25 protein-coding genes are annotated in these 23563 nt (G+C 60.4%); 14 read left to right on the forward strand and 11 right to left on the reverse strand.

All coding sequences use genetic code 11. From position 1 onward, the window contains the following. Window positions 1-74: 74 nt before the first annotated feature. Both FHT84_RS04700 and FHT84_RS04705 read right to left on the reverse strand, forming a co-directional pair. A complete protein-coding gene (locus FHT84_RS04700; protein ID WP_113249247.1) occupies window positions 75-683 on the reverse strand; it encodes a pyridoxamine 5'-phosphate oxidase family protein in 609 nt (202 codons plus the stop codon). A gap of 54 nt (window positions 684-737) precedes the next feature. Continuing rightward, on the reverse strand, window positions 738-1703 hold the full coding sequence (locus FHT84_RS04705; protein ID WP_113249248.1) for an alpha/beta fold hydrolase: 966 nt from the start codon (window positions 1701-1703) through the stop codon (window positions 738-740). Window positions 1704-1748: 45 nt separating this feature from the next. Between FHT84_RS04705 and FHT84_RS04710 the strand changes: the two genes are divergently transcribed. Then, window positions 1749-2234: a MarR family winged helix-turn-helix transcriptional regulator gene (locus FHT84_RS04710; RefSeq protein ID WP_113249249.1), complete on the forward strand. Its 486-nt coding sequence runs from the start codon at window positions 1749-1751 to the stop codon at window positions 2232-2234. Here FHT84_RS04710 and FHT84_RS04715 read toward each other — a convergent pair. Beyond that, window positions 2228-3427 (reverse strand): low temperature requirement protein A, encoded by a 1200-nt coding sequence (locus FHT84_RS04715; RefSeq protein ID WP_113249250.1) that lies wholly within the window; start codon window positions 3425-3427, stop codon window positions 2228-2230. The two genes, FHT84_RS04710 and FHT84_RS04715, sit on opposite strands and share 7 nt — an antisense overlap. A gap of 34 nt (window positions 3428-3461) precedes the next feature. Then, on the reverse strand, window positions 3462-3836 hold the full coding sequence (locus FHT84_RS04720) for a DUF971 domain-containing protein (protein ID WP_112344045.1): 375 nt from the start codon (window positions 3834-3836) through the stop codon (window positions 3462-3464). 133 nt (window positions 3837-3969) lie between these two features. Here FHT84_RS04720 and moaA point away from each other — a divergent pair, with 133 nt between their 5' ends. Further along, window positions 3970-5019, forward strand: coding sequence for a GTP 3',8-cyclase MoaA (gene moaA / locus FHT84_RS04725; RefSeq protein WP_113249251.1), 1050 nt, complete (start codon window positions 3970-3972; stop codon window positions 5017-5019). A gap of 55 nt (window positions 5020-5074) precedes the next feature. Here the strand turns inward: moaA and FHT84_RS04730 are convergent, their stop codons facing one another. Continuing rightward, entirely contained in the window at window positions 5075-5473 is a 399-nt protein-coding gene (locus tag FHT84_RS04730) for a VOC family protein (RefSeq protein ID WP_112344043.1), read from the reverse strand. Between the two features lie 100 nt (window positions 5474-5573). Between FHT84_RS04730 and FHT84_RS04735 the strand changes: the two genes are divergently transcribed. Continuing rightward, entirely contained in the window at window positions 5574-6281 is a 708-nt protein-coding gene (locus FHT84_RS04735; RefSeq protein ID WP_113249252.1) for a YafY family protein, read from the forward strand. A 68-nt stretch (window positions 6282-6349) separates the two neighbouring features. On the opposite strand, the gene FHT84_RS04740 is transcribed toward FHT84_RS04735, so the two are convergent. Then, window positions 6350-8899, reverse strand: coding sequence for a methyl-accepting chemotaxis protein (locus tag FHT84_RS04740; RefSeq protein ID WP_169645066.1), 2550 nt, complete (start codon window positions 8897-8899; stop codon window positions 6350-6352). Between the two features lie 334 nt (window positions 8900-9233). Between FHT84_RS04740 and FHT84_RS04745 the strand changes: the two genes are divergently transcribed. Genes FHT84_RS04745 through mobB form a run of 3 tightly spaced genes read left to right on the forward strand, consistent with a single transcriptional unit; the run spans window position 9234 to window position 11333 of the window. Then, window positions 9234-10145, forward strand: a complete 912-nt coding sequence (locus tag FHT84_RS04745; RefSeq protein ID WP_113249253.1) for a DMT family transporter — start codon at window positions 9234-9236, stop codon at window positions 10143-10145. 10 nt (window positions 10146-10155) lie between these two features. Continuing rightward, a complete protein-coding gene (gene mobA / locus FHT84_RS04750) occupies window positions 10156-10806 on the forward strand; it encodes a molybdenum cofactor guanylyltransferase MobA (RefSeq protein ID WP_112344039.1) in 651 nt (216 codons plus the stop codon). After that, the gene (gene mobB, locus FHT84_RS04755; protein WP_112344038.1) at window positions 10803-11333 is read left to right on the forward strand and encodes a molybdopterin-guanine dinucleotide biosynthesis protein B; all 531 of its coding nucleotides are present in this window, start codon (window positions 10803-10805) and stop codon (window positions 11331-11333) included. Before mobA ends, mobB begins: the two co-directional genes overlap by 4 nt. Window positions 11334-11381: 48 nt before the next feature. On the opposite strand, the gene FHT84_RS04760 is transcribed toward mobB, so the two are convergent. Then, window positions 11382-13859 (reverse strand): OmpA family protein, encoded by a 2478-nt coding sequence (locus tag FHT84_RS04760; protein ID WP_113249254.1) that lies wholly within the window; start codon window positions 13857-13859, stop codon window positions 11382-11384. A 480-nt stretch (window positions 13860-14339) separates the two neighbouring features. Between FHT84_RS04760 and FHT84_RS04765 the strand changes: the two genes are divergently transcribed. The 4 genes from FHT84_RS04765 (at window position 14340) to FHT84_RS04780 (ending at window position 17323) form a co-directional block, all read left to right on the forward strand. Then, window positions 14340-15122 (forward strand): lysine/arginine/ornithine ABC transporter substrate-binding protein, encoded by a 783-nt coding sequence (locus tag FHT84_RS04765; RefSeq protein ID WP_112344036.1) that lies wholly within the window; start codon window positions 14340-14342, stop codon window positions 15120-15122. Between the two features lie 118 nt (window positions 15123-15240). Next, complete coding sequence (locus tag FHT84_RS04770; RefSeq protein WP_095435085.1) at window positions 15241-16044, forward strand: ABC transporter permease; 804 nt, start codon at window positions 15241-15243, stop codon at window positions 16042-16044. Further along, complete coding sequence (locus tag FHT84_RS04775) at window positions 16041-16871, forward strand: ABC transporter permease (RefSeq protein ID WP_112334674.1); 831 nt, start codon at window positions 16041-16043, stop codon at window positions 16869-16871. The genes FHT84_RS04770 and FHT84_RS04775 overlap by 4 nt, the downstream gene beginning before the upstream one ends. Before the next feature lie 185 nt (window positions 16872-17056). Next, window positions 17057-17323 (forward strand): aspartate-semialdehyde dehydrogenase, encoded by a 267-nt coding sequence (locus FHT84_RS04780; RefSeq protein WP_112344034.1) that lies wholly within the window; start codon window positions 17057-17059, stop codon window positions 17321-17323. A gap of 45 nt (window positions 17324-17368) precedes the next feature. Here FHT84_RS04780 and FHT84_RS04785 read toward each other — a convergent pair whose 3' ends face one another. Then, the gene (locus FHT84_RS04785) at window positions 17369-18031 is read right to left on the reverse strand and encodes a DUF2270 domain-containing protein (protein ID WP_245430435.1); all 663 of its coding nucleotides are present in this window, start codon (window positions 18029-18031) and stop codon (window positions 17369-17371) included. A 208-nt stretch (window positions 18032-18239) separates the two neighbouring features. Between FHT84_RS04785 and FHT84_RS04790 the strand changes: the two genes are divergently transcribed. From FHT84_RS04790 to FHT84_RS04805, 4 genes are all read left to right on the forward strand, one after another. Then, window positions 18240-19064, forward strand: coding sequence for a methyltransferase domain-containing protein (locus FHT84_RS04790; RefSeq protein ID WP_112344032.1), 825 nt, complete (start codon window positions 18240-18242; stop codon window positions 19062-19064). A gap of 116 nt (window positions 19065-19180) precedes the next feature. Continuing rightward, window positions 19181-19873, forward strand: coding sequence for a glutathione S-transferase family protein (locus FHT84_RS04795; RefSeq protein ID WP_113249256.1), 693 nt, complete (start codon window positions 19181-19183; stop codon window positions 19871-19873). Next, entirely contained in the window at window positions 19866-20210 is a 345-nt protein-coding gene (locus FHT84_RS04800; protein ID WP_113249257.1) for a metalloregulator ArsR/SmtB family transcription factor, read from the forward strand. The genes FHT84_RS04795 and FHT84_RS04800 overlap by 8 nt, the downstream gene beginning before the upstream one ends. Then, entirely contained in the window at window positions 20207-20683 is a 477-nt protein-coding gene (locus tag FHT84_RS04805) for an SRPBCC family protein (protein WP_113249258.1), read from the forward strand. Before FHT84_RS04800 ends, FHT84_RS04805 begins: the two co-directional genes overlap by 4 nt. A gap of 27 nt (window positions 20684-20710) precedes the next feature. On the opposite strand, the gene FHT84_RS04810 is transcribed toward FHT84_RS04805, so the two are convergent. From FHT84_RS04810 to ssuD, 3 genes are read right to left on the reverse strand one after another with little or no spacing between them, the layout of a single operon-like run. Continuing rightward, window positions 20711-21511: an ATP-binding cassette domain-containing protein gene (locus FHT84_RS04810; protein ID WP_113249259.1), complete on the reverse strand. Its 801-nt coding sequence runs from the start codon at window positions 21509-21511 to the stop codon at window positions 20711-20713. Between the two features lie 10 nt (window positions 21512-21521). Further along, the gene (ssuC, locus tag FHT84_RS04815) at window positions 21522-22358 is read right to left on the reverse strand and encodes an aliphatic sulfonate ABC transporter permease SsuC (RefSeq protein ID WP_112344027.1); all 837 of its coding nucleotides are present in this window, start codon (window positions 22356-22358) and stop codon (window positions 21522-21524) included. Between the two features lie 24 nt (window positions 22359-22382). Then, window positions 22383-23558: an FMNH2-dependent alkanesulfonate monooxygenase gene (gene ssuD, locus FHT84_RS04820; protein WP_112344026.1), complete on the reverse strand. Its 1176-nt coding sequence runs from the start codon at window positions 23556-23558 to the stop codon at window positions 22383-22385. Window positions 23559-23563 lie beyond the last annotated feature (5 nt).

Here is a 23563-nt window from a genome sequence, read left to right on the forward strand (position 1 = left end):
CGCCGGCCCTGCCTTCCCATACAGGCCGGCGGCCTTGCTTTCCAAGCGAGTCTCGAGCTTACAAGAGCGTCTTGTTACCAGAGTGTCTTGGCAGCCCTCGCCGGCGCTTCGCGATCATAGGTTTCCTGATCGAAATCGTCTTTCGCCGCCTTCAGCATCATGCCCGGACTCGGCAGGCTGGATGGATCGGCGAACCGCTCCGCATTCCACAGCTCGGCCCGCATCACCGCTCGCGCGCACTGGAAATACACTTCCTCGATCGCGATCACGACGACGCAGCGCGGATGCTTGCCGTCCATCTCGAAGCTGTCCAGCAGGGCCGGCTCGACGGAGACCACCGCTCGGCCGTTGAGGCGCATCGTCGTATTCGATCCTGGAACCAGAAACATCAACGCGATGCGCGGGTCGCGCACGATATTCGCAAGTGAATCGACGCGGTTGTTGCCGCGCCAATCCGGGAGATGCAGCGTCTTTTCGTCGACAACGCGAACGACGCCGCCCTGGTCACCGCGCGGTGAACAATCGAGCCCTTCCGGCCCCACCGTTGCCAGTGCCATGAAGGGAGAGGCTTCGATCATCTGGCGATAGAGCGGCGTCAGCACCTTCGTCACCTTGGTGATCGACGCCTCGCCCGCATCACCATAGAGCTCCTTTAGTTCCTCGACTGACGTGACGATATGCATGCTGCCTCGCGTTTTTCCAGCGACTTGCCCAAAGTCCGCGCGACGCAAGTTCTGCTAGAAGGAGCGACGATGCGGGGTTCGGTAAAACGATAGCACCGTATCGTCTTCATTTTCGAGCGGATTTTCCGTATTCGCGGTTTCCGACAGAAAAGCGTCGATCGCCTCGAACACCGGAGCGGCGGCGACAATACGGCGATGCCCAAAGCCGTTGGCCCATAACAGACGCACATGCGGCCCTTGTGCAGCATAGGCGCGTGCATGTTCGGCACTCACCTCCTTGTCGTCCTCGGCGTGAATGACGAGGACCGGCCGGCCTGGATCGAGCATGCCGCGCTTCTGGTCGTAGGAGGCAAGCGTCCTGCCCGTCACACGGCGAACTTCGTCCTCCAAGGCAGCTTGTGCCGCAGGCCCGAGCCTCATCAGGCGTCCGAAATCCTTGAATAGCCATCCCATGGCGCTCGGCGCGCCGATCAAGACCAATTTGCCGGGATCAACCGCGTCGACATCAGGCAGAAAGCCCGCGCAGGCCAGCGCTAGCGATGCGCCGCCGAAGGAGTGCCCAATGGCGGCGTCGAAGCCGCCGAAGCGGGCAAACGCTGCGGCAATGGCGGAAACGGCCAAACGCACGTTCAGGAACCGCCCGCCCGAGCGGCCGTGGCCTGGAAGATCGAGCGAGACGACTTCCGCTCCGCTTTCCGCAAGAAATACCGTCAGCTCGGACATATATTCGCTGCTGGAGCCCCAACCATGAACCACGAGATAGCGCTTTCGCGGGCCTTTCGCTCCGCCGTTGAAGCGATAGGCCATTGCGCGGCCACCTGGGAACGGCAGCATCACCTGCTCCGCCGTCAGAAGGCGTTCCCGGCCCTCCATATGGGCTGCCCTGGCCTTGGCGCCGCGCGGACGGCGCGAGGGCGTCAGGCAGAAAAGCCGGAACGCGGCTTTGCCGGCAAGCTGCGGCGATAGCCTTCCGAGGCCGGACAGACCCGACCGGGTGACCTTGAGCGCAAAGGATGGCATAGTGGGAATCCGATAATGTTCAACTATGAACAATAAAGTACAGCGATGAACAAAAATCAACCCCTTCCCTGGGACCATCCGCGTTTTCGAAGCTGGGTCGCCGTGGCGCGCGCCTGCCAATTGATGCAGCAATCGCTCACACGAGCCCTGGCCCATCTGGACATCAAGCCGCCGCATCTGGACATCCTCGTCAACCTGTTTCGTTTCGAAGGGATTTCGCAGCAGGAACTTGCCCGCAAGCTGCTGGTCGGCCGCTCCAATATGAGCATGCTTCTGCCGCAGATGGAAAATCGCGGGCTGATCGAACGCCGGGGCGACAAGCACGACAAGCGCGTGCTGCGCCTCTATCTGACCGAGGAGGGGCGGCGCATCACGGAAGAAGCGATGACCATACAGACCGCCCTCATCGATCGGACGCTCTCAGACGCGCCGATCGAACAATGCGAGGCAATTGCGGTGCATATGGAGAGGATAATCGGCCTCCTGATGCAGGAGGAACGGCAACCGCTGGAGCTCGCCGGCGATCAATGATCGCCGGCCGATCGCGCCGAGGGGACGACCCGGTTCAGAGACGCGAACTCCCAGATCGCCACGACGATAAGCACGGCCGTGGCGAGAATGCCAAGCTGGTAGACCACGACCATCGGCAGGGTGAAAAGCAGCAGCGCCAATCCGACGATACCAGCTATATGCGACAGTGGCGGCCGGCCTGTGGTCGCCCCCTTGAACCATAGATTTCCGATCAGAAACACCGCCGGGCCGCCGAGGATGGCGGCCGCAACATGCATATCGGCCTGTTCATGCGGATGCGCGAACAGGAATTCGTCGCCGACGACGCTGAGGATGATGCCGCCAAGGATGAGAATATGCGCATAGGTAAAGGCCTCGCGCGCCAGCCTGCCCGGCGCATCGTCGTGCTCGATACGGTGGGACGCCCGTTCATGCCCGAATTGGAAGTAGATCCACCATAGGGCAACGGTGCCGACGAAAGCAGTGATGAACACCGCCACGATCAGGGGCGTGACCGGCTGCTCGGCAAAGGTCTTGCCGGCCTGCAGCACCGCCTCACCGAGGCAGATGATGATGAACAGCGCGCAACGCTCCGCCAGATGCGCGCCAGATACGTCCCAATCCTCGGTCGTCGACTTGCCGAGACCGGGTACCCGAAATCCGAGCGCAGGCGCTGAATACTCGATAATGAGGGCAACCAGCCAAAATATGAGCCGCGTCTCGCCTTCCAGCAGGGCGCCTGATATCCAGAAGATGCCGGACAGGACGAGCCAGCTGGTGATGCGCAGGAAATTGCGATGATTGGCCTGGCTGACATTCTTCAGAGCATAAGCGGTGAACAATGACCGGCCGACCTGCATGAAGACATAGGCGCCGGCAAAATAGATGGCCTTTTCGCCGAAAGCCTTGGGGATCGCAGCCGAGAGGATAAGCCCAGCAAACATCAGCGTGAACAGCATGATACGCACCGGCATCCGATCGGGATCCAGCCAGTTCGTCACCCATGCCGTGAAAACCCAGACCCACCAGACTGCGAAGATCAGCATGATCGCTTCAAGCGCGCCGAGCGGAGTGAAATGCTCCGCCAGCGAATGTGCAAGCTGCGAAATCGAGAAAACGAACACCAGATCGAAAAACAGCTCGACGAAGGAGACCTTGCTCTCGTTCTTGCTGCCCTTGGCGCGAAGCCAGTTTTCCCTACCCCCAAGGATCATGCCTACGCCCCCTCTCCGGTCTATGACGCCAATATCAATGCGGTCTTCCCGCCGCATCGCGGCTGAGACCCTTTTCCTTCAATTCGGCCTCATAAGCCGCGAAAAGCTCATGTCCCTTCTCGCCGAGCTCGCGCAGATAGGTCCAGGTGAAGATGCCTGTGTCGTGCATATCGTCGAAGCCGATACGCACGGCATAGTTGCCCGTAGGCGTCATGGACATGATGCCCACATTGCGCTTGCCGGGCACGGTGACTTTCTGTCCCGGCCCATGCCCCTGCACCTCGGCGGAAGGCGACAGCACCCGCAGCATTTCCGCCGGAAGATCGAAGCTCGTGCCATCGTCGAATGTCACTTTGAGGTGATGCCGGTCCTTCGAGACCCGCAATTCGGTCGGCCAAACGTCGCTCATCGGTTTTTCCATGCCTTTCAGTATCTTTTCGAGAATTAGGCCGCCGCTCGTTCACGCGCAAGTGTAATCGAGAAGCATTTTCCTTGACGCAACAATCGCCTATGCCCACATTAGACGTCTAATGGAGGCATGAGTGAACAGCATCGTCGGCAGCATAGGCAACGCATCACCGCTTCAGGCGGACACAGCCCCCATGATCGACCCTTTCGGGCGCGCCGTCACCTATTTGCGCGTTTCGGTCACGGATCGCTGCGATTTCCGCTGCACCTATTGCATGGCCGAGAACATGACCTTCCTGCCCAAGAAGGATCTGCTGACGCTCGAAGAACTCGATCGGCTCTGTTCCGCCTTCATTTCCCGGGGCGTGCGCAAGATCAGGCTCACCGGCGGCGAGCCGCTGGTGCGCAAGAACATCATGTTCCTGGTGCGCGAACTCGGCAAGCACGTCCAAAACGGCGCGCTCGACGAACTGACCCTGACGACCAACGGATCGCAGCTCGCGCGCCACGCAGACGAACTCTACGACTGTGGTGTCCGGCGCATCAATGTTTCCCTCGATACGCTCGACCCTGACAAATTCCGAACCATCACGCGCTGGGGAGACTTCTCCAAGGTGATGGAGGGGATCGACGCGGCGCAAAGAGCCGGTCTGAAAATCAAGCTGAATGCCGTTGCGCTCAAGGATTTCAACGAAGAGGGAATTCCGGAACTGCTGCGGTTCGCTCATGGTCGCGGCATGGACCTGACCGTCATCGAGACCATGCCCATGGGCGAGATCGACGAGGATCGCACCGACCAGTATCTGCCGCTTTCGCAGCTGCGCGCCGATCTGGAACGTCAGTTCACGCTAACCGATATTCCCTACAAGACGGGCGGCCCGGCCCGCTATGTCGACGTCACGGAGACCGGTGGCCGCCTCGGCTTCATCACGCCGATGACCCATAATTTCTGCGAGAGCTGCAATCGCGTGCGGCTCACCTGCACGGGCACGCTTTACATGTGCCTCGGTCAGAACGACGCGGCCGACCTGCGCACGGCGCTGCGCGCAAGCGAGAGCGACGCGCTCCTCCATGCCGCGATCGACGAGGCGATTACCCGCAAGCCGAAAGGTCACGATTTCATCATCGACCGTACGCACAACCGACCGGCGGTCGCACGCCACATGAGCGTCACCGGCGGCTGAACGCTCCATTCCGTCCGATGATCTGATTGACCGCAGGACGATGCACGCCTGCAGCCTAGCGCGATGCGAAACGCTTCCTCGCCTCATCGGTCGCAGGCATATACAGCGAAACTGCCGTTCCCTCAGGGTCGCGGAACTGGAAGGTCTTGTTGCCCCAGGGCATCATCTTCAGTTCGTGGACGAGAGAGACCTTGTCCTTCAGGCGCTCATATTCCACATCGATGTCCTTCACCTGGAATTCGAGGCAGGCGGTGCGATTGGAACCGGGCTCGGCGCTACCCTCTTTCCAAAGCACGACAGTTTCGACGGAACCGATCGCCAAGGTTGCCGCCGGGGTCTCGATCTCGGCAAAGACCGGAGCAAGCCATTGGGCCTGGAACCCCGTTACCATCTCATAAAAGGCAACCATGGCCTTGATATCGCCTGCGATAAGGCGGGTGGAAGCCAACTTCATAACTGATCCTTTCGACTGACTGCAGAACCTTCGCGGTCACGCAGAGCCTCTTGTCGCACGCCCCTGCTGCCAGCATACTGTCAGCAGGAGTAAGTATGCGATGCGCCGTGCCGACCGACTGTTTCAGATCATCCAGATTTTGCGCCGATCGACCCGGCCAGTGACGGCGAGCGCGCTGGCGGCGGAACTGGAGGTCTCGAAGCGCACCGTCTATCGTGACGTGGCGGATCTGATTGGCCAGCGGGTCCCGATCGAGGGTGAGGCTGGCTTGGGCTACCTGCTCGCTGCCGGCTACGATATGCCGCCTTTGATGCTGGCGCCTGATGAGCTGGAGGCGGTGGTATTGGGGGCGCAATGGGTCTCCGCCCATTCGGACAAGGCGCTCGCCAATGCGGCGCGCGATGTCGTAGCAAAGATCGCCGCCGTCGTCCCCGAGCGCCTCCGCCTTTTCGTCATCGAGCCGAGCGTGGGTGCAAAGCCGACAAATGGCAAGCCTGAGGAACGTGTCGATGCATCCCTGCTCAGATCGGCAATCCGCAACGGCATGAAATTGCGGCTACGCTACAACTCGGAGGCAAGCGAGGAAACCGAACGGACGGTCTGGCCGGTAATCCTCGGTTATGCCGAAACGAGCAGCCTGCTGGTTGCCTGGTGCGAGCTGCGACAGGGCTTCCGCCATTTCCGCACCGACCGCATCGCCGCTGCTGAAATACTCGATGAACCCATCGGCTTGCGGTCGGGCGAATTGCGCCGCCGCTGGCAGCGCTGGCGCGAAGAACAGGTTCGTCTATCTCCACACCTGTCATGATCGATAAAAAACGCCGGCACGTTGGCCGGCGCTTTCAATAGATTATAGGTTTTTGCTAATATGTTGATTTAGGCAGCGCGATACCGTGTTTCGGCATCGCTATAGCCTTGGTAATCCACTTCGCCCTCGCCGGTCCGGAAACGGTCGATCTTCTCTGACAGCATGTCGACGCGTTGGCGCAGGCCATGGATCTCGGCATTGTTCTCCTCGACCATGGAAGCATTCCGCTGCGTGATAAGCTCCACCTCGGACACCGCGCGGGTGACTTCCTCGATACCGGTCGATTGCTCGGTGGTCGCCGACGAAATATCGGCAACCAGCCTTTGGACGCCGGTAACGTGACTGATGATCTCCGACAGCGCGGCACCGGTCTGCTCGACCAGATGAACGCCGTTCTGGACCTGGGCGGAGCTTGCGGAAATCAGACCCTTGATCTCCTTCGCCGCATTGGCGCAGCGCTGCGCCAGCTCGCGCACTTCCTGCGCCACTACGGCAAAGCCGCGGCCCGCTTCACCGGCACGGGCAGCTTCGACGCCGGCGTTCAGCGCCAAAAGATTGGTCTGGAAGGCGATCTCGTCGATGACGCCGATGATCGTGGCGATCTTCTCCGACGACCGATTGATCTCGCTCATGGCACCGACGGCCTTGGCGACCACTTCGCCGGATTGGGTCGCATAGGCCTGCGTTTCGTTGACGGAGGTCGCCGTCTGCCGCGCGCGCTCGGCCGTCGAGCGCACCACGTCACTGAGACGATGCAGGGCGCGCGAGCTTTCCTCGAGAGCGGCCGCCTGCTGTTCGGTGCGCCGCGCCAGATCGTCGGCCGACATGGCGAGATTGCCGGTGCCACCCTTGATTTCCTCGGCGGTGTAGCGCACGTCCGTCAGGGTCTCGCGCAGCGCTTCGACCGCATGATTGTAGGTAAAGGCCATTTCCACGAAATCAGCGGAGAGATCTTCGCGCATACCCTCTTCCAGATTGCCGTCGGCAAGCTTGGCAAGGACATCCGCCAGCGCATTGAGTGCCTGCTTCTGCTCGGCCTCGATGCGGGCACGCTCAGCGGCTCGGCGGGACGATTCCTCGGCGGAAAGCGCACGCGCGCTCTCCGCTTCTCGCTCAAGCCGGACATTCTCAAGCGCGGCATCGCGGAAAACGCTGACGGAGCGCACCATGTCGCCGATCTCGTCGCCACGATTGCGTCCGTCGATCGCTACGTCCAGATCGCCGCTCGCAAGGCGCGTCATGATCTCGGTAACGCGCTTCAGCGGACCACGCAGGGTTTCCACCAGCATCAGGCCGCCGACGATCGCAAGCAGCGTGCCGACGATCATGGCAATGACCGAGACATTGGCGGAGCGTTCGCTGTCTTCCTTGCCGAGTTCCTGTGCCTGGGCGACGAAGCCGCGCAACGAGGTCATGGCATCGGCGAGCAGGCCGTTCGACTGAACGCGCGTCGTTTTCCAATCGGTTGCGGTCTGCAGCAAATCGGCCGATCCATTGGTGAGGCTGTCGATCAGCGGCTTCATGTGGGCGGAAAAATCGCGCATCGTGGCATTGGTCTGGCCAAGTTCCGAGATCCGGGCCGCAACGGCTTGCAGGTCCTTGAGGTCGGCAAGCACTGGTTCGCGCGAGGCGCCATCCCGGACGTTTTCCATGCGCGACGCATGAAGCGCCAGGCGATCGACGATGCCGAGCGCCTGGTCGACATAGTCCAGAAGTTCTTTCTGGCCGTCGATGATCTTGTCCAGGCTGACAAAGCGATCGGCTGCGGTGTCGCTGTTCTTTGCCGACTGCAGGGTCATGTCGCCTTCGATTTTCACGAAGCTCTGCAACACCGGTCCCATCGCCTCGACCTTCTGGTCCGGCGTGTCCGAACCCTTCAAGACGGCATCAAGCTTGTCGGCGGCATCGGAAGCGTTGGCGACGAGAGCGGCACCGCGCCTGGATACGAGAGCCTTTGAAACCTTTACCTGCTTCAGGATCGCATCGGCATAGGTGCGCGCATCCGAGATTTCTTCCGTGGAATCGGCAGCCATCTGCACCTGGATGCGCAGATTGCTCATCTTTTCCGACAGCCCCTTATAGGCGGCGGCATCGTAAAGCAGTTCCTTGGCGAAAGTTTCCTTGTCGCTGAAATCCTTGCGGATGATGTCGATCTGTTTGCCGGCAGCCTTGGCCGTCGCCTCGATGTTTTGCACCGCCTTCTGAATGGCGCTGACATCGCTGTCCTGCTTCTGCCTGATAGTCCAGAGCGTGGCCTGCTGCGTCCGCATCTTGGCGGCAAGCTCGCTGACTGGAACGATCTTGGCGCGCTGATCGTCGCTCAGCAATCCGCTCAGCCGATGGACGCCCTGTTCCTGGGCATCGATCTTCGCCGCGAGCGCCTGGCGCGTGTCCTCCGAAGGCGAAGCGGTGAACTCCTGCAAGGCAGCCTGCAGGTTTTCGAAGTCGCTGATATTTTCAATCGTCGCGCGCGTCACGGTCATATGGCCGTTCAGAATATTGGCCGTGTGATAGCCGACGAGACCGACACCGGCGATAAGGACCACCAGAGGCACCACAAAAATGAGGACTTTGGTGACAATCCGACGGCCTTGCAAAAGACGATCAATGAAAAACATGCGGCGCCTCAACTGGATTATAAAGATATCCGGCGAAGGCGGGATCGTCATTCCTGCTGCGCTGCGGTAAGTGCTTCTGCCTCATGCAAAACCGCAGCGAGCGTCGGAAAATAAGATTGAATAAGAATTAATTGCCCACCTAAAAGCCGTTGTATCGGCGAAAAATTTGCAACCGCTGTGTCATTCCGCGACCATGGGCCGAAGAAGCTGCATTCCCTGGGCAACAATTCTACCGCAACGCACAATCGATTTCGGCCCTCGCAGCCGGACAATCGATTCCAATTTGCGGAAAACGGCGCTAATCGAGAGTAGATATCGGGGACTCATCTTTCTCATGCGACTGACCAAGAATACCCAGGGCGCGCTCTTCATGGCGGCATCCATGGCTGCTTTCTGCTGTGGCGATGCACTGTCCAAAACAGTTATCGCCGCGATGAATGCCGGCGAGATCATCTTCATCCGCGGCCTTTTCACCAGCTTTTTCGTCTATCTGGTGGCTCGCCGGATGGGCTCGCTGCGCTCCTGGAAGGTCATATTGCAGCCGATGATCGCGCTGCGCATCGCCTGCGAGGCAATCGCCGCCGCGACCTATATCACCGCTCTCGGGATGATGCCCATCGCCAATGCCGCCGCCATCCAGCAGGCCGTGCCGCTGGCGGTCACGCTTGGCGCGATGATCTTTCTCAAGGAACCCGTGGGATGGAGGCGATGGACGGCGATAGGGGTCGGCTTCATGGGCGTGCTGATCATCATCCGGCCCGGTCCGGACGGTTTCACCACGGCTGCGTTGCTCGTCATCGCCTGCATGTTTGCGACCGCCGCCCGCGATCTGGCGACGCGCTGCATCGACAAGGAAGTGCCGTCGCTGATGATCACCCTCTGCACCGCAATTTCCATATCCGTCTTCGGCGCCTTGTGCATCGTTCCGTTCGGCGGGTGGCAGCCGGTGAGCACAACGTCGCTGATGCAGATCCTGTTGGCCTCCGTTCTCGTGCTGATCGGCTATCAGGCGGTGATCCTCGCGATGCGCACCGGCGAAATCTCCTTCGTTGCACCGTTCCGCTATCTGAGCCTCATCTGGTCTGCCTTGCTCGGTTTGATTGTCTTCGACGAAGTGCCGGACGGCTGGTCCATTTTCGGGGCGGCGATTGTCATCGCTTCTGGCATCTATACCTTCTATCGGGAAAGCAAACGGCGCGGTGTCGATCCGGTCGCGCAGGAATCAGAACCGCGTGTCCCGGCCTGAGGTCCCGAACATGTCCAGCTTCATCGCAAACGCAGAGGATATTCCGGTCGTCCTTCTTGCCGGGGGCCGGTCGAGCCGCATGGGTGCGAACAAAGCCTTCGCTCTGCTTGGTGGCGAAAGCCTGATCAGCCGCATCTCTTCGCGGATCGCTCAGCGCCAAAACAAGCCGATCGCCTTGAATGCGGACATCGATTGGCCCGACAGCATGGGGATGCGGCTAGTTCCGGATAAAATTGGTGGCAAACTCGGCCCTCTGGCCGGCGTGCTTGCCGCGATGCGGGATACGGCACGCAACTATCCAGGGGCTTCGCATGTCGCCACGATCCCGATAGACAGCCCTTTTTTCCCACACGACCTCGTCGCACGGCTCGCCCATGCCGTCGAACGTCCCGATGAGATTGCGATTGCCGCATCCCTCGGGCAGGACCATCCGGTTTTCGGCCTCTGGCCGGTTTCTGCTGCAACGAATCTGGAGACCTGGATCGTTTCGGACGACAAACGGCGCGTCAGGGATTTTCTCGCGCGCCACAAGGTCCAGCGGGTGAAATTTCCCGCAATCGAAACGCGGATCGGTCCGCTCGACCCTTTCTTTAACATCAATACGCCCGCGGAACTGCTCGAAGCGGAGACATGGCTGGCAGCATTGGAAGGCACATCATGACCAAACCCCGACCGAAGATTTTCGGCATTGCCGGCTGGAAGAACTCTGGCAAGACCGGCCTTGCCGTGCGTCTGGTGACGGAATTCACCCGGCGAGGCTATCGGATTTCGACGATCAAACATGCGCATCATGATTTCGATATCGACAAGGTCGGCGCCGACAGTTTTCGCCACCGCGAAGCGGGCGCGCACGAAGTCACCATCGTTTCCGGTACGCGCTATGCCATCATGCATGAATTGCGCGGCGACCCCGAGCCGAGTTTTGAAGAAATACTGGCGCGCCTCGCCCCTTGTGATCTCGTGTTGATCGAGGGGTACAAGCGAGAGCCCATCCCGAAGATCGAAGCCCGCCGCCTGGAAGCTGCCAAGCGCGAACCGCTTGCCCCGCAGGATCCCCATATCGTCGCCATCGCCGCCGATCATTCGGTGGAAGACGCCGGCTTGCTCTCCGTTTTCGATCTCGACGATACTCTCGCGATCGCCGATTTCATCGCCGCCGCCGTCGGCCTCGGCAAACCGGCAAAATAAAGGGCCGCCGGTTTCCCAGCGGCCCCTCGGCAAAATGTAGGCTAATGCTTACCGATTGGAGGCAACCGGGCGTACCAGCGGCGTGATGCGGCGGATGGTGACGCGGCGGTTCTCCTGCGACGGTCCAAGCGTATTCACCTTGAGATATTGCTCGCCATACCCTTGGGTGACCAGGTTCGCGGCCGGAATGCCATAGACATCCGTCAGAACATTGGCGACCGATTCCGCGCGACGGTCGGAGAGGATCAGGTTGCTCTCCGCCGAACCTACGGCATCCGTATGGCCCTCGATCAGGAAGGTTTCGGTCGGATCGCGCTTGACGATCTTCGATATGCCGTCGGCCACACCGCGCAGCGTGCTCGCCTGGCTCATCGGAATATCGGAACTGCCCGTCGCGAAGGTGATCGTATCGAGGTCGATGCGGCGGATCTTGTCGCGGATACGGGCCGAATAACGGACCTCGTTGACCGAGTAGATTCGCTCGACCGGCTCGACCGGCGGTTCGCGCAGGAAGTCGTAATAGTCCGCATCGCGGTTCGACGCCGTATCGATGATGTACTGACTCAAGGGGATGAGCAGGCGCATCGGCGGCAGATCGTCGCCCGGATCACGGAAATAATCGTCATTGTCGGGACGATCTTCCAGTTCCGGCGAGTAGAACAGCACATATTCGCGGCCGCTGGCATCGATGCGCGAACGCTGGATGATATCGCCATAGCGATTGCGGATCGTCACGACGCGATCGCCGTCAGGCTGATCGATCGTCTCGCGATAGCGGTCCCGCTGCAACTGTTCATAGATCGGCCGTTCGCCGCCACGAACGAAACGCTCGGTATCGTCATGCCGGACGACATAGGTGTTGTCGACATTCACCACCGTGCGATTGTCTTGATTGATGATGGTCTGGACCGTCGTTCCCTGCGGCGGGGCAAAATCCGGCCGGCGATCGATCCGACGGCCCTGTTCGCTGGTGACGGCCTCCATCTTGATCGGCGGCTGCGGCTGACCGCCTGCCGCTGCGCGTTGCGCTTCGGCGTCGGAGGTCGGCGGTTTGGTGTAAGCCGGTGGCGGCTGCTGGGCCGGAGCATTCTGCGCCTGCCCGCTCTGCTGGCTCTGACCGGCCTGTACGCCGCCGCTCTGGGCACCGGGATTCTGACCTCTGTTCAGATGCTCTCCCCGACGAACCGCGTCCTTCTGGCTATCCAGAACCGCACTGCCGTTTTCAACGGGCAGGATGACGGGCCCATTGGCGGAAGCCGGGTTTTCCGCAATCTTCTTGCGGCGTTCCAGCTCCTGTGGCGAGACCTGCTCGGCCGGTGGCAGCTGGATTTCGCCGGCCTGCTGGCCGTTGCCATTGGCAGGTGCGGTTGCTGCATTGCCTTGAGCCGGCACCTCGGCGCCGTTCGTCGGCTGCTGCTTACCGGGCTGCGGCGCTGCCTGGTTACCGGTCTGTGCTGGCTGTCCCTGCGGCTCGCCCTTCTGGGCCGGCTGTTGCGGGTTGGCGCCAGGCTGTTCACCCTGCTGCTGGTTTTGCGGCTGCTTGCCGTGGGTCTTGTCGCCACCCTGCTTCTGCCCCTGCTGGGTGCCTGGCGTGACCACCGTTCCGGGCTGTGTTTCAGGCTGGACCTGCGTCCCGGGCTGCGCCTCTGTCCCCGATTGAGCCTTGTGACCTTGCGAGGGCTCGCCCGCGGGCGCCGGCTGCTGTTCGGTTGGCTGCTTCGCCGGATTTCCGGCCTGGCCCTGCTGCTTGGGATGAGCGTTTTGCTCCGGCTGCGCCTGCTTTCCAGGCTGGGCTTCCTGGCTCTGCGGCGGCTGCGCGGCGGGAGCTTCCTTCTGAGCCGGCGCGGGCTGCTCCTTCGGCTCAGGCTTGGCTTTCGGCTGCACTTCCTCGGCAGGCTGCTGCTTGATCTTCGGCTGCGGAGCCTCGGCCGGCTGCTCTGCCGCGGGCTGCTTCGCCTTCGGCTTGGGCTGCTTGGTTTCCGGCTCTGCTTCAGGGGCTGCAGCCTTCGGCTGCGGCTTGGTTTCGGGTTGAGTCTGAGGCTCCTCCGCCGGCTGCTGGCGCTGCTTCTTCGGCTCCGGCTGGGCCTCTGGAGCCGGCTGGCGCTGAGGCTTCGGCTGCTCCTGCTCAGCGGGCTGCTGACGCTCCGCCTTTGGCGGCTGAGCTTCCGGCTGCACCTTCGGCGCCTTCTGCTGCGGCTCGGCCTCCGGGGCGGCCTGCTTCATCTGATGCTGCTGCTGTCCACCACCCTGCTCTGCCGGTTCGCCGCGATGTTTTTGGCCCTGCGGCTCACCTTCACCGCCCTCGGCGGGCTTCTTGCGCTTGAGCTGCGGCTCTTCTTCTGGCTGGGCGGACGGAGCCTCCTGCTGCGCAACTTCGAAACTGGCGTTGGGGGCAGCCGCGATACCGGTGTTTAACGGCGCGATGGGCTGTTCGCGAAACGCCGCCGCCGCTGCCGGCTCGAATGCGAGCGATAACGAGAGCAGCGGAAACGCGGCGCTGGCAAATAGTCTGGATCGCTTTCCCATATGGGGTCTCCTCTTATCTTCTTTGTCCGCCGAATTGCGAATCTCAGCAGGCATGCCGATGCCTTAAGATCCCGGCCGATTTTCGGTTCTGATGAGGCTGAATCGCGGCAGGCGGCTATATGTTCCAGAACTATTAGGTGGCCGTAATTAACCCTGGCTGAATGCGCCGGACGGCTTACGTTCAGAATTCTCGCCAGGCCATGATGCCGAAAAGTCGAAACGGTCTTCAGACGACATCATGCGCTAGCCATTTGTTTCTACCGCGGATTCAGATTTAGGTCGTTTCGACATAAAACCGTCCGGCGCCAGCGCATTCGTATTGCCACGCGATCGGGCTGCAATCATCACCCTCGTAATTCCAGTTGCATTTTTCGGAAAAAAAGTACGAATATCGCCGCAAGGCGGGCCACCGGCCCGCTCCACTTGAGCCGTCTGCCAAAAACAATAATGGGCTGCCGGCCGCCAACAGAGAGGGTCAATATGCGCATCTCCACTCGTCTTTTTGCCGCTGCGTCTTTCGCCGTGATGTCGCTTGTCGCCGGTGCGGCGCTTGCCGACGGCGACACGATCGTCTTCGGCACGGACGCGACCTACCCGCCTTTCGAATCGCTTGACGCCGGCGGCAAGTTCACCGGCTTCGATATCGATATAACCAATGCGCTTTGCGATCACATGAAGGTCAAGTGCACCTTCGTGAACCAGGATTTCGACGGCATCATCCCCGCCCTGCAGGCCAAGAAGTTCGACGCGATCATCTCGTCCATGTCGATCACGCCCGAGCGCGAGAAGATCGTCGATTTCACCAACAAGATTTACAACACGCCGCCGGCAATCGCCATTCCGAAGGACTCCACTCTCAAGGAAGCGACCGACGAAGCCCTGAAGGGCAAGACCATCGGCGCACAGTCCTCCACGACGCATGCCAACTACGCGTCCGCCCACCTGAAGGACGCCGAGCTCAAGCTCTATCCGTCGGCTGACGAATACAAGCTCGACCTCAGCAATGGCCGCATCGATGCCGCCATCGACGACGTCGTCGTGCTGTCCGAATGGGTGAAGTCCGATGCAGGTAACTGCTGCAAGATGCTCGGCACGCTGAAAAGCGACCCGGTCATCAACGGTGTCGGTGCGGGTATCGCTATCCGCAAGGGCGATACGGCCCTCAAGGACAAGCTGAACGCCGCGATCGCTGCGATCCGTGCTGACGGCACCTACAAGAAGATCCAGGACAAGTATTTCGATTTCGACGTCTACGGCGACTGATCGCCCGTCGATTCCCTGGGAAAAGACGACGGCGGAAGCTTGCCCTTCCGCCGTTTTTGTTTGACAACGAGAAGAATATAAGCAGAAACGCGGCAAAAGCCGCTAGGGGAAATATGGCATGAGCGGATTGTTTTCCGCCCTTGGTTCCTTGTGGACCTGGTTGAGTACGATTTTTGACCCGTTGTGTGGTCCAGCCGGACTGTTCACTCTGTTCGGCCAAAATACGATGCTCGCCTGTGGTGACACGGGATGGGGCGACGAGCTTGCCGGCGGGTTGAAGATTACCATCACCGTCTCGGTCCTGACGCTGCCGCTCGGCATCGTCATCGGCTTCTTCGTCGCGCTCGCGCAGCAATCGGAAGAGAAATCGCTGAGGCTCGCCGCTGGTGTCTTCACGACGATTTTCCGGGGCCTGCCGGAGCTGCTGACGCTCTTCATCATCTATTATGGCATGCAGATCCTCTTGCAGTCCGTGCTTGCCAAATTCGGTTATGACGGACCCGTTGAGATCAATGCCTTCGCGGCCGGCATGGTGGCGCTGGCAATCGTCTTTTCCGCCTATTGTTCGGAAGTCCTCCTCTCTGCCTTCAAAGCCATTCCCAAAGGTCAGTATGAGGCAGGTGATGCACTTGGATTTCATCGGGCGCGAACCATGCGGCTGATCATCGTGCCGCAACTCGTCCGCATTTCCCTGCCAAATCTCGGGAACCTCTGGATGAACCTGCTGAAGGATACGTCTTACGTGTCCATCATCGGCCTTGCCGACATAATCAGGCAGACGGGGATCGCCGTCCGCGCCACCAAGGCGCCCTTCACCTTCTATTCCATCGCCTGCCTGTTTTATCTTACATTGGCCGTCATCTCTTCCGTCGGCCTCTTCTATCTCGATCGATGGGCTAAACGTGCGGAGGTCCATCGATGAGCCATGCCGAAGTTCTGATCGCGGCGCAGCCGGCACCGCCGAAGACGGTCACGAAGCTGTCCAAGGCCCGTATCGCCGGTTATTTCTTTCTGACCCTATGGGCCATTCTCGGTATTTCGCTGCTGGCAATGATTATAAGCGGGTGGGATGTCGATAAGCTCGAAACCTATGGGCCGCGGCTGCTTCACGGTCTCTGGATCACGGTCAAGTTGGTCGCCACATCCTTTATCCTGGGTGCGATTCTCTCGATACCGCTGGCCTTTGCCCGTATGTCGAGCAACAAGATCCTGAGCACGCTGACCTATTGCTATGTCTATCTGTTCCGCGGCACGCCGTTGCTGGCACAGATTTTCATGGTCTATTACGGTTTCCCGAGCTTTCGCTGGTTCTTCGAGGATATCGGCCTCTGGTGGTTCTTCAAGGACCCCTTCTACTGCGGCGTCTTCGCCATGACGCTGAACACGGCGGCCTATCAGACGGAAATCGTCCGCGGCGCCATTCAGAGCGTACCGAAGGGCCAGCGGGAAGCGGCCAGCGCCCTTGGTATCCATACCTGGATCGCTTTCCGCAAGATCATCATTCCCCAGGCGCTCATCGTGGCGCTGCGCCCCTACGGCAACGAGATCATCTTGCTGATCAAGAGTTCGGCAACCGTCTCCATTATTACGGTCTTCGACCTGATGGGCGAAACACGCTACGCGTTCTCGCGAACCTACGACTACCAAATCTATCTCTGGGCTGCGATCTTCTATCTCGTGATCGTCGAACTCATGCGAAACGGCTGGGCGCGGATGGAAGGCGGGCTGACACGCCACCTCAAGCGCTGATCCCGTCAAGGCTGCACCTAGCCGCAGCCTTGGCAGCACTCCCATGCAGTCGCTGCTAATGCATTGATTTCTGTGAATAAATTTCCATCATGACATTTTTGTAAAGCTTGAGTTTACCATCTGTTGTTTCCATATCTAAGTGACCATGAGTCACGAACAAGAATGGGAACGGAAAGAGAAAGCTCATGCATAACGACATGCAAAAGCAGTTGCAGGGTTATGGGTTGACGACGGCGCAGATCTTCTACCGCCTGCCAGATCATCCGCAATTCCTGCAGACCTATATTTGGCAGGATTATGATCTCGCCCCGAACTTCCCGGAAATGCGCGGCTTCCTGAAATTCTGGCAGGAAACGCTGGATGGGCCGTTGCACTCCGTGCGCTATGTCCATCGCAAGCTGATTTCGGCAACCGAATGGCGTGCGATGAAAGGAGAATTCATCCTGCACTAAGGCAGCCGGATCGCGTGGGCGGCCTCGCGATCGACCGTACTGCCATCAGACATGCGCCTCGCCATGGATGAAATCTCCGTCATGCGAGCCGCGATGGAGCGTGCCGTAAAGGACGAAGGCATAAAAGACCGCGACGAGGATGAGGACGATCCAGCCGGGGATCGGTCCGAGCGCCGCATTGTCGGTGATATAGCTCCATGAATGCGGCTGCTCCTGCGCCAGGCCCTCCGTCTGTAGCCTGGGCGTCGAAATCTTCAGGATCCACGCCAGGAGCAGGATCGCATACATCCAGCAGTAATTGCGCTGCAAGCGCCGCTGCGCTGCCTCGACATAGCTGAGCAGCAGCCGCGGCGAACGCAGGCTGGCGGCGACCGACAGCGCCCAATCGGGATTGAGCTCCGTTTGTGGCGCCAGAATTTGCGCGAAGTAGTGGCGCTCCAATTGCCGCACACGCGAGCGATAGACATCGAAGAACCGATATCGCCGCGCCTCGATCAGCAACAGCAGCGTGATCAGCATCATTCCGAACAGCAAAACGCCATGATGCGACGTCGGCGTCGAAAGCGATACGGACAGCAATGCCGCAACCACCGTGATCGCCCAATTCGATGTCCGGTCGATGCGATCGCGCCAGCTTGTCATCCTCCCCAATTCACCCCGGTAATAGTGGGTCACCGTGTTGGTGACTTCGGCCGATGTCGACGGCATGGAGGGACAGCCGCGTCCCGCCGGGCTGCTCGTCGGGTTTGGTGTGGTGAGTTCATTATCCATGATTTTCCTCCCTTGTTCTTCTGTTCGGATAGCGTCCCCCCAAGTCGCCTTCGCCGAAGGTCATATTCTGCGCCTGCGCGGCAAGCATTGCAAAAGCCGATCAAGCGCCTTAATGCCTGCCTGACAAAAGGAAGGGCCGGCAATCATGGCAAAGAAGAAGATCGACGAAGATGCGCTGGCGGAAGCCTATAACCAGGCCTTGGCGCTGGAAAAGGCGGGCGATATCGACGCTGCCGTGAAGGCCTATGAGAAAGTGCTGGCGCTCGACCCGGAAGATCACGGCGGCGCGGCGGTGCGCATAGCATCCATGGGGCGCGGCGAGACGCCGGTGAAGGCCCCGGACGCCTATGTCGAGACCCTATTCGACCAGCATGCGGAAGTCTTCGAAGACGTGCTGGTGGAACAGCTCGGCTATCACGTGCCGGTCCTCGTTCGCCAGCGCCTGCAGGCGCTCGGCCTGGGCCCCTTCAAGCGCATGCTCGACCTTGGCTGCGGCACGGGTCTTACGGGCGGCACGCTGCGCGATATCGTCGAGGATATTACCGGCATCGACATTTCCGAGAACATGGTCGAAGTCGCCCATGAAAAGGATATCTACGAAACGCTCTTCGTCGCCGAGGTCGAGGATTTCCTTGATGATAATGATGAAGACGCCTTCGATCTGATCACGGCAACGGATGTACTGCCCTATCTCGGCGCACTGGAGCCTCTCTTCTTCGGTGCCGCGGAAAACATGACGCCAGGCGGTCTCTTCATCTTCTCCTCCGAGACCCTGGCGGAAGCGACCATGGCCGGACGCCCCTATATGGTCGGCCCACACCAGCGTTTCGCCCATTCCGAAGCCTATGTGCGCGAACGGTTGGCCGCGACCGGCTTCGAACTCGTCGAAATCACCGATATCAATGTCCGCATGGAAGACGGGCAGCCGACACCGGGCCATCTGGTTATCGCACGCCTGATTGCCGATTGAGGCGAGCGACGCAGAATAGTTATCCATTTGGGTAACTATTCTGTTGCTTCGCGCCCGCTGAGCTGATACTTATCCATTTAGATAAGTATCGGCTTTGATCTCGGAAGGCTCGTTGCATGTCCCTTATTCTCTACCAGCATCCCCTCGCCTCATTCTGCCACAAGGTGCTGATGGCGCTCTATGAAAACGGAACGCCCTTCGAAAGCCGCATCATCGATCTAGGCAATGAGGAATCCCGCGCCTCACTGGTGCGTCTCTGGCCGCTCGCAAAATTTCCGGTGCTTCGCGACGAAGCCCTCGACAGCACAGTACCCGAAACCAGCATCATCATCGAATATCTGGATCGGCATTATCCTGGGCCAACGCCGCTCCTGCCGGCGAATCCGTCGGATGCCTTGTGCGTTCGGCTTTGGGATCGTTTCTTCGATCTCTATGTTCAGGACCCGATGCAGAGGATCGTCGCGGACGTGCGCCGCACTGAGAAGGACCGGAGCCCGCAGGGCGTGTCCGAAGCCCAAGCACTGCTACGCACTGCCTATGGAATGATCGAGAAGCAGCTCGATGGGAAGATCTGGATCAGCGGCGACAGCCTCACCATGGCCGATTGCGCCGCTGCCCCGGCTTTGTTCTACGCCGAAACCGTCGTTCCCTTCGCCGAAGAGCATAGCCGGCTGAAGGCGTATTATCGACGTCTCCTCGAGCGACCGTCCTTCGCCCGCGTCCTCCAGGAAGCCATGCCCTACTTCCATTTCTATCCCTACAGCGAGAAATTGCCGGTACAATTCCGGCCGGAAAAGCCGAATGCTTGAGGAACCGCAGGCACTCGACCGCATGTTCCAGGCTCTTTCCGATCCAAGCCGGCGCGGCATGATCGACCAGCTCGGACATGGATCTGCATCCGTTACGGAACTGGCGCAACCTCTGGGCATGGCACTGCCGACCGTGATGAAACATTTGCAGGTACTGGAAGCAAGCGGCCTGGTGCTATCGGAAAAAGCCGGCCGGGTGCGCACTTATCATCTTCGCAAGGAGGCGCTTGCCTCCATCGAACGATGGATTGCCGAACGCAAGGCATCCTGGAACAAGGCTTTCGATCGACTCGACATATTTCTCGCAGACACATCGACGGAGACGACGGACGAATGAGCGAACGATCGACAGAGCATACGACCATCACCATAGAGCGCCACTTCAAGGCGCCACTGTCGCGTGTCTTCAACGCCTGGGCAATACCGGAGCAGAAGAAACAATGGTTTGCCTGTCATGGCGAGTGGAAGCAGCTGGAATTCCAGCTCGATTTCCGCACCGGCGGCAGCGAAAGCAATCGGACCGCCTCGACGGATGGCGTCGTGCATGCCTATCAGGCGCGCTATATCGACGTCGTCCACAACGAGCGCTTCATCTATGCCTTCGACATGATGCTCGACGACGTCAGAATTTCCGTTTCGCTGGCAACGGTCAACTTTGCCCCGGAACCCGGCGGCACGAAGATGACCTTTACCGAACAGGTCGTGTTTCTCGACGGTTACAGCGACAACGGCTCGCGGCTGATGGGCACGGAAACGGGCTTCGACAATCTCAGGCTTTATGTCGAGGGAGACGATAGCAGGCCGAACTAGAGCAATTCCAGGAAAAGCGGAAAAGCTCTAACCCCGTGCGTCGCCGAGGATCGCCGCCAGCAGCTGCCCTTCGAGCTCTGCCAGGGCCGGATTGCCGTGGCGGCGCGGATGCGGATAGGGAACGGCGAGATCGAGCACGATCCTGCCCTCGTCCAGGACGACGACGCGGTCGGCCAGATGCACCGCCTCGCTGACGTCATGCGTCACGAGCACCGCGGTAAAGCCGAGTTCGCGCCACACGCGATTCAGCAACTCCTGCATGCTGATGCGGGTCAAGGCATCCAACGCGCCGAGCGGCTCGTCGAGCGCAAGCACGCCGGGTTTGCTGACGAGCGCGCGGGCAAGTGCCACGCGCTGCTTCTGTCCGCCGGAAAGGCTGGACGGCCATTCGCCGGCCTTCTCGGCAAGCTGCACCTCGGAGAGAACCGAAGCCGTTTCCTTCTTCGATACGTCTTGCGGCACGCCCTCCCCCAGGCCGACGGCAACATTGTCAGCAACGGAAAACCAGGGCAGCAGGCGCGGCTCCTGAAAGACGATGCGTGTATTCGGTCGCGCGTCGATGCCGTCGGCGGCCTCGAAGCGCATATGGCCGGCACTCGGCTCTTCCAGACCCATCAGGATGCGCAGCAGCGTGCTCTTGCCGCAGCCGCTCTTGCCGATGACAGCGACGAACTGCCCAGCCGGAATATCGAGATCGATGCCGCGCAGAACGCGGTTGTTGCCGAAACTCTTCTCCAATCCTTTGATATGAATGGCCGCAGCACCCGCAGCCTGCGAAGCCACATTTTTGACTTCCGCCTGTGGGCGATCGAGTGTGTTGACGCTCATGGCAGGCTCCTCAATTCTGATAGGCCGGATTCCAGCGCAAAGCCCTGCGCTCGATCGCCCGCGCAACGACATCGGCGAGCTTGCCGAGGATGGCGTAAATCACCAGCGTCAGAACGACGACATCGGTCATGCCGAACTCGCGGGCATTATTGGCCATGTAGCCGATGCCCGATGATGCCGCGATCGATTCAGCCACAATCAGCGTCAGCCACATGATGCCGAGGGCAAAGCGCAGACCGACGAGAATGGACGGAAGCGCGCCTGGGAAGATGACCTTCCGGAACAACGTCCAGCTGCTCATGCCATAGACCCGTCCCATCTCGATCAGCCCGCGGTCGACATTGCGCACGCCGTGATAGGTGTTGAGGTAGATCGGGAACAGCACGCCTAGCGCCGTCAGGAAAAGCTTCGATTCCTCGCCGATCCCGAACCAGAGGATGACGAGCGGCACCATGGCGAGATGCGGGATGGTGCGCAGCATCTGCAGCGTCGTATCGGTCAATTGCTCCGAGTGCCGCGATACGCCGTTGGCAATGCCGAGCAGAAAGCCGATCGACCCGCCGACCAATAGGCCGGCGAAAGCGCGGCCGGCGCTGACGAGAATGTTGTTCGGTAATTCCCCGGAGATCGTGGTCTGCCAGAAGGCGACCACGACTGCCGCCGGCGACGGCATGATGCGGGTGGAGATCCATCCAAGCGACGAGCCGAGCTGCCAGGCCGCGATCACGACGACCGGCAACAGGAAGGGCAGAAATCTCTGGATCGAGATTGATTGCCGCGCGGCCTTGGCCGGGCGCGTGCGGCGTTCCGAGCCTACGCGTACGAAGGATGTGTCGAATGCCGACATGGGAATCTCCCTTCAAAGGTGGCGTTACGAGCCGGAAACAACCTTCAGATTGCCACCGTGGCTGCCGCCCGCGAAGATCTGCTTGGCACCGAATTCGTTGCGGAATCCGGCGCGCTGCTGTTCCTGATTCAGGCCAAGCTCCGGGAACAGAAGCTCCGCCACACGATAGGCTTCTTCCAGATGCGGATAGCCGGAGCCGATCACGGTTTCGATGCCGAGCTCCTGATATTCCCGCAGCCTTGCAGCCACAGTCTTCGGCGACCCAACAAGTGCCGTACCGGCACCGGCGCGCACCAGGCCGACGCCGGCCCAGAGGTTCGGCGACACTTCGAGCTTGTCGCGCCGGCCGCCATGCAGGGCCGCCATGCGCTTCTGCCCGACGGAGTCGGATTGCGTGACGAACTGCTCCTGCGCCTCGCGGATCGTCTCGTCGTCCAGCTTGGAAATCAGCTTATCGGCCGCAGCCCATGCCTCCTCATCCGTTTCGCGGACGATGAAGTGAAGGCGGATACCGAAGCTCACCTCGCGCCCGCGCTTGGCGGCGGCGGCCCGCACCTTCTCGATCTTTTCGGCCACCTGCGCCGGCGGTTCGCCCCAGGTCAGGTACTTGTCGACGCGGCCGACGGAGAATTCGATGCCGGCATCCGAGGAACCGCCGAAATAGAGCGGCGGCCGCGGCGATTGCACGGGCGGCAGGCCGAGACGTGCGTTGGTCGCCTTGATATATTTGCCCTCGAAGGTGGACGACCCGGTTTCCAGAAGCTCCTCCCAGACATGGAAGAATTCATCGGCATGGGCGTAGCGCTCGTCATGTTCCAGGTGGATGCCGTCACCGGCGAGCTCCGCCGGGCTGCCGCCAACGACGATGTTGAGCAGCACGCGGCCGTTGGAGACGCGATCGAGCGTCGAGGCAAGGCGTGCATAATAGGCAGGAGATGCCGTACCGGGACGGATCGCAACCAGGAACTTCAGCTTCTGCGTATGCGCCGAAAGCGCCGCGGCCGTCACGAAGGACTCTTCGCAGGAGACCCCCGTCGGCAGCAATACGCCGGTATAGCCAAGCCTGTCGACAGCCTGTGCGATCTGCTGGAGATAGCCGATCTCCGGTCCGCGATTGAGATCGGCCGTGCCGAGATAGGTGCCGTCGCCGGAGGTCGGAATGAACCAGAGGAAATCGATGGGTTTTGCAGTCGCGGTCATGAGAT

This window comes from Rhizobium sp. BK289 (assembly GCF_014193575.1).
GTDB classification, from domain to species: domain Bacteria; phylum Pseudomonadota; class Alphaproteobacteria; order Rhizobiales; family Rhizobiaceae; genus Rhizobium; species Rhizobium tropici_C.

Coding starts and splice junctions, on each gene's coding strand:
- FHT84_RS04775 (WP_112334674.1), top strand. CDS start 16,041: ATGAGCCATGCCGAAGTTCTGATCGCGGCGCAGCCGGCACCGCCGAAG.
- FHT84_RS04770 (WP_095435085.1), top strand. CDS start 15,241: ATGAGCGGATTGTTTTCCGCCCTTGGTTCCTTGTGGACCTGGTTGAGT.
- ssuD (WP_112344026.1), bottom strand. CDS start 23,558: ATGACCGCGACTGCAAAACCCATCGATTTCCTCTGGTTCATTCCGACC.
- FHT84_RS04705 (WP_113249248.1), bottom strand. CDS start 1,703: ATGCCATCCTTTGCGCTCAAGGTCACCCGGTCGGGTCTGTCCGGCCTC.
- FHT84_RS04785 (WP_245430435.1), bottom strand. CDS start 18,031: ATGCCGTCGACATCGGCCGAAGTCACCAACACGGTGACCCACTATTAC.
- FHT84_RS04810 (WP_113249259.1), bottom strand. CDS start 21,511: ATGAGCGTCAACACACTCGATCGCCCACAGGCGGAAGTCAAAAATGTG.
- FHT84_RS04715 (WP_113249250.1), bottom strand. CDS start 3,427: ATGATCCTTGGGGGTAGGGAAAACTGGCTTCGCGCCAAGGGCAGCAAG.
- FHT84_RS04805 (WP_113249258.1), top strand. CDS start 20,207: ATGAGCGAACGATCGACAGAGCATACGACCATCACCATAGAGCGCCAC.
- FHT84_RS04760 (WP_113249254.1), bottom strand. CDS start 13,859: ATGGGAAAGCGATCCAGACTATTTGCCAGCGCCGCGTTTCCGCTGCTC.
- FHT84_RS04730 (WP_112344043.1), bottom strand. CDS start 5,473: ATGAAGTTGGCTTCCACCCGCCTTATCGCAGGCGATATCAAGGCCATG.
- FHT84_RS04800 (WP_113249257.1), top strand. CDS start 19,866: ATGCTTGAGGAACCGCAGGCACTCGACCGCATGTTCCAGGCTCTTTCC.
- mobB (WP_112344038.1), top strand. CDS start 10,803: ATGACCAAACCCCGACCGAAGATTTTCGGCATTGCCGGCTGGAAGAAC.
- FHT84_RS04780 (WP_112344034.1), top strand. CDS start 17,057: ATGCATAACGACATGCAAAAGCAGTTGCAGGGTTATGGGTTGACGACG.
- FHT84_RS04745 (WP_113249253.1), top strand. CDS start 9,234: ATGCGACTGACCAAGAATACCCAGGGCGCGCTCTTCATGGCGGCATCC.
- FHT84_RS04765 (WP_112344036.1), top strand. CDS start 14,340: ATGCGCATCTCCACTCGTCTTTTTGCCGCTGCGTCTTTCGCCGTGATG.
- FHT84_RS04795 (WP_113249256.1), top strand. CDS start 19,181: ATGTCCCTTATTCTCTACCAGCATCCCCTCGCCTCATTCTGCCACAAG.
- FHT84_RS04740 (WP_169645066.1), bottom strand. CDS start 8,899: ATGTTTTTCATTGATCGTCTTTTGCAAGGCCGTCGGATTGTCACCAAA.
- ssuC (WP_112344027.1), bottom strand. CDS start 22,358: ATGTCGGCATTCGACACATCCTTCGTACGCGTAGGCTCGGAACGCCGC.
- FHT84_RS04735 (WP_113249252.1), top strand. CDS start 5,574: ATGCGCCGTGCCGACCGACTGTTTCAGATCATCCAGATTTTGCGCCGA.
- mobA (WP_112344039.1), top strand. CDS start 10,156: ATGTCCAGCTTCATCGCAAACGCAGAGGATATTCCGGTCGTCCTTCTT.
- FHT84_RS04720 (WP_112344045.1), bottom strand. CDS start 3,836: ATGAGCGACGTTTGGCCGACCGAATTGCGGGTCTCGAAGGACCGGCAT.
- FHT84_RS04700 (WP_113249247.1), bottom strand. CDS start 683: ATGCATATCGTCACGTCAGTCGAGGAACTAAAGGAGCTCTATGGTGAT.
- FHT84_RS04710 (WP_113249249.1), top strand. CDS start 1,749: ATGAACAAAAATCAACCCCTTCCCTGGGACCATCCGCGTTTTCGAAGC.
- FHT84_RS04790 (WP_112344032.1), top strand. CDS start 18,240: ATGGCAAAGAAGAAGATCGACGAAGATGCGCTGGCGGAAGCCTATAAC.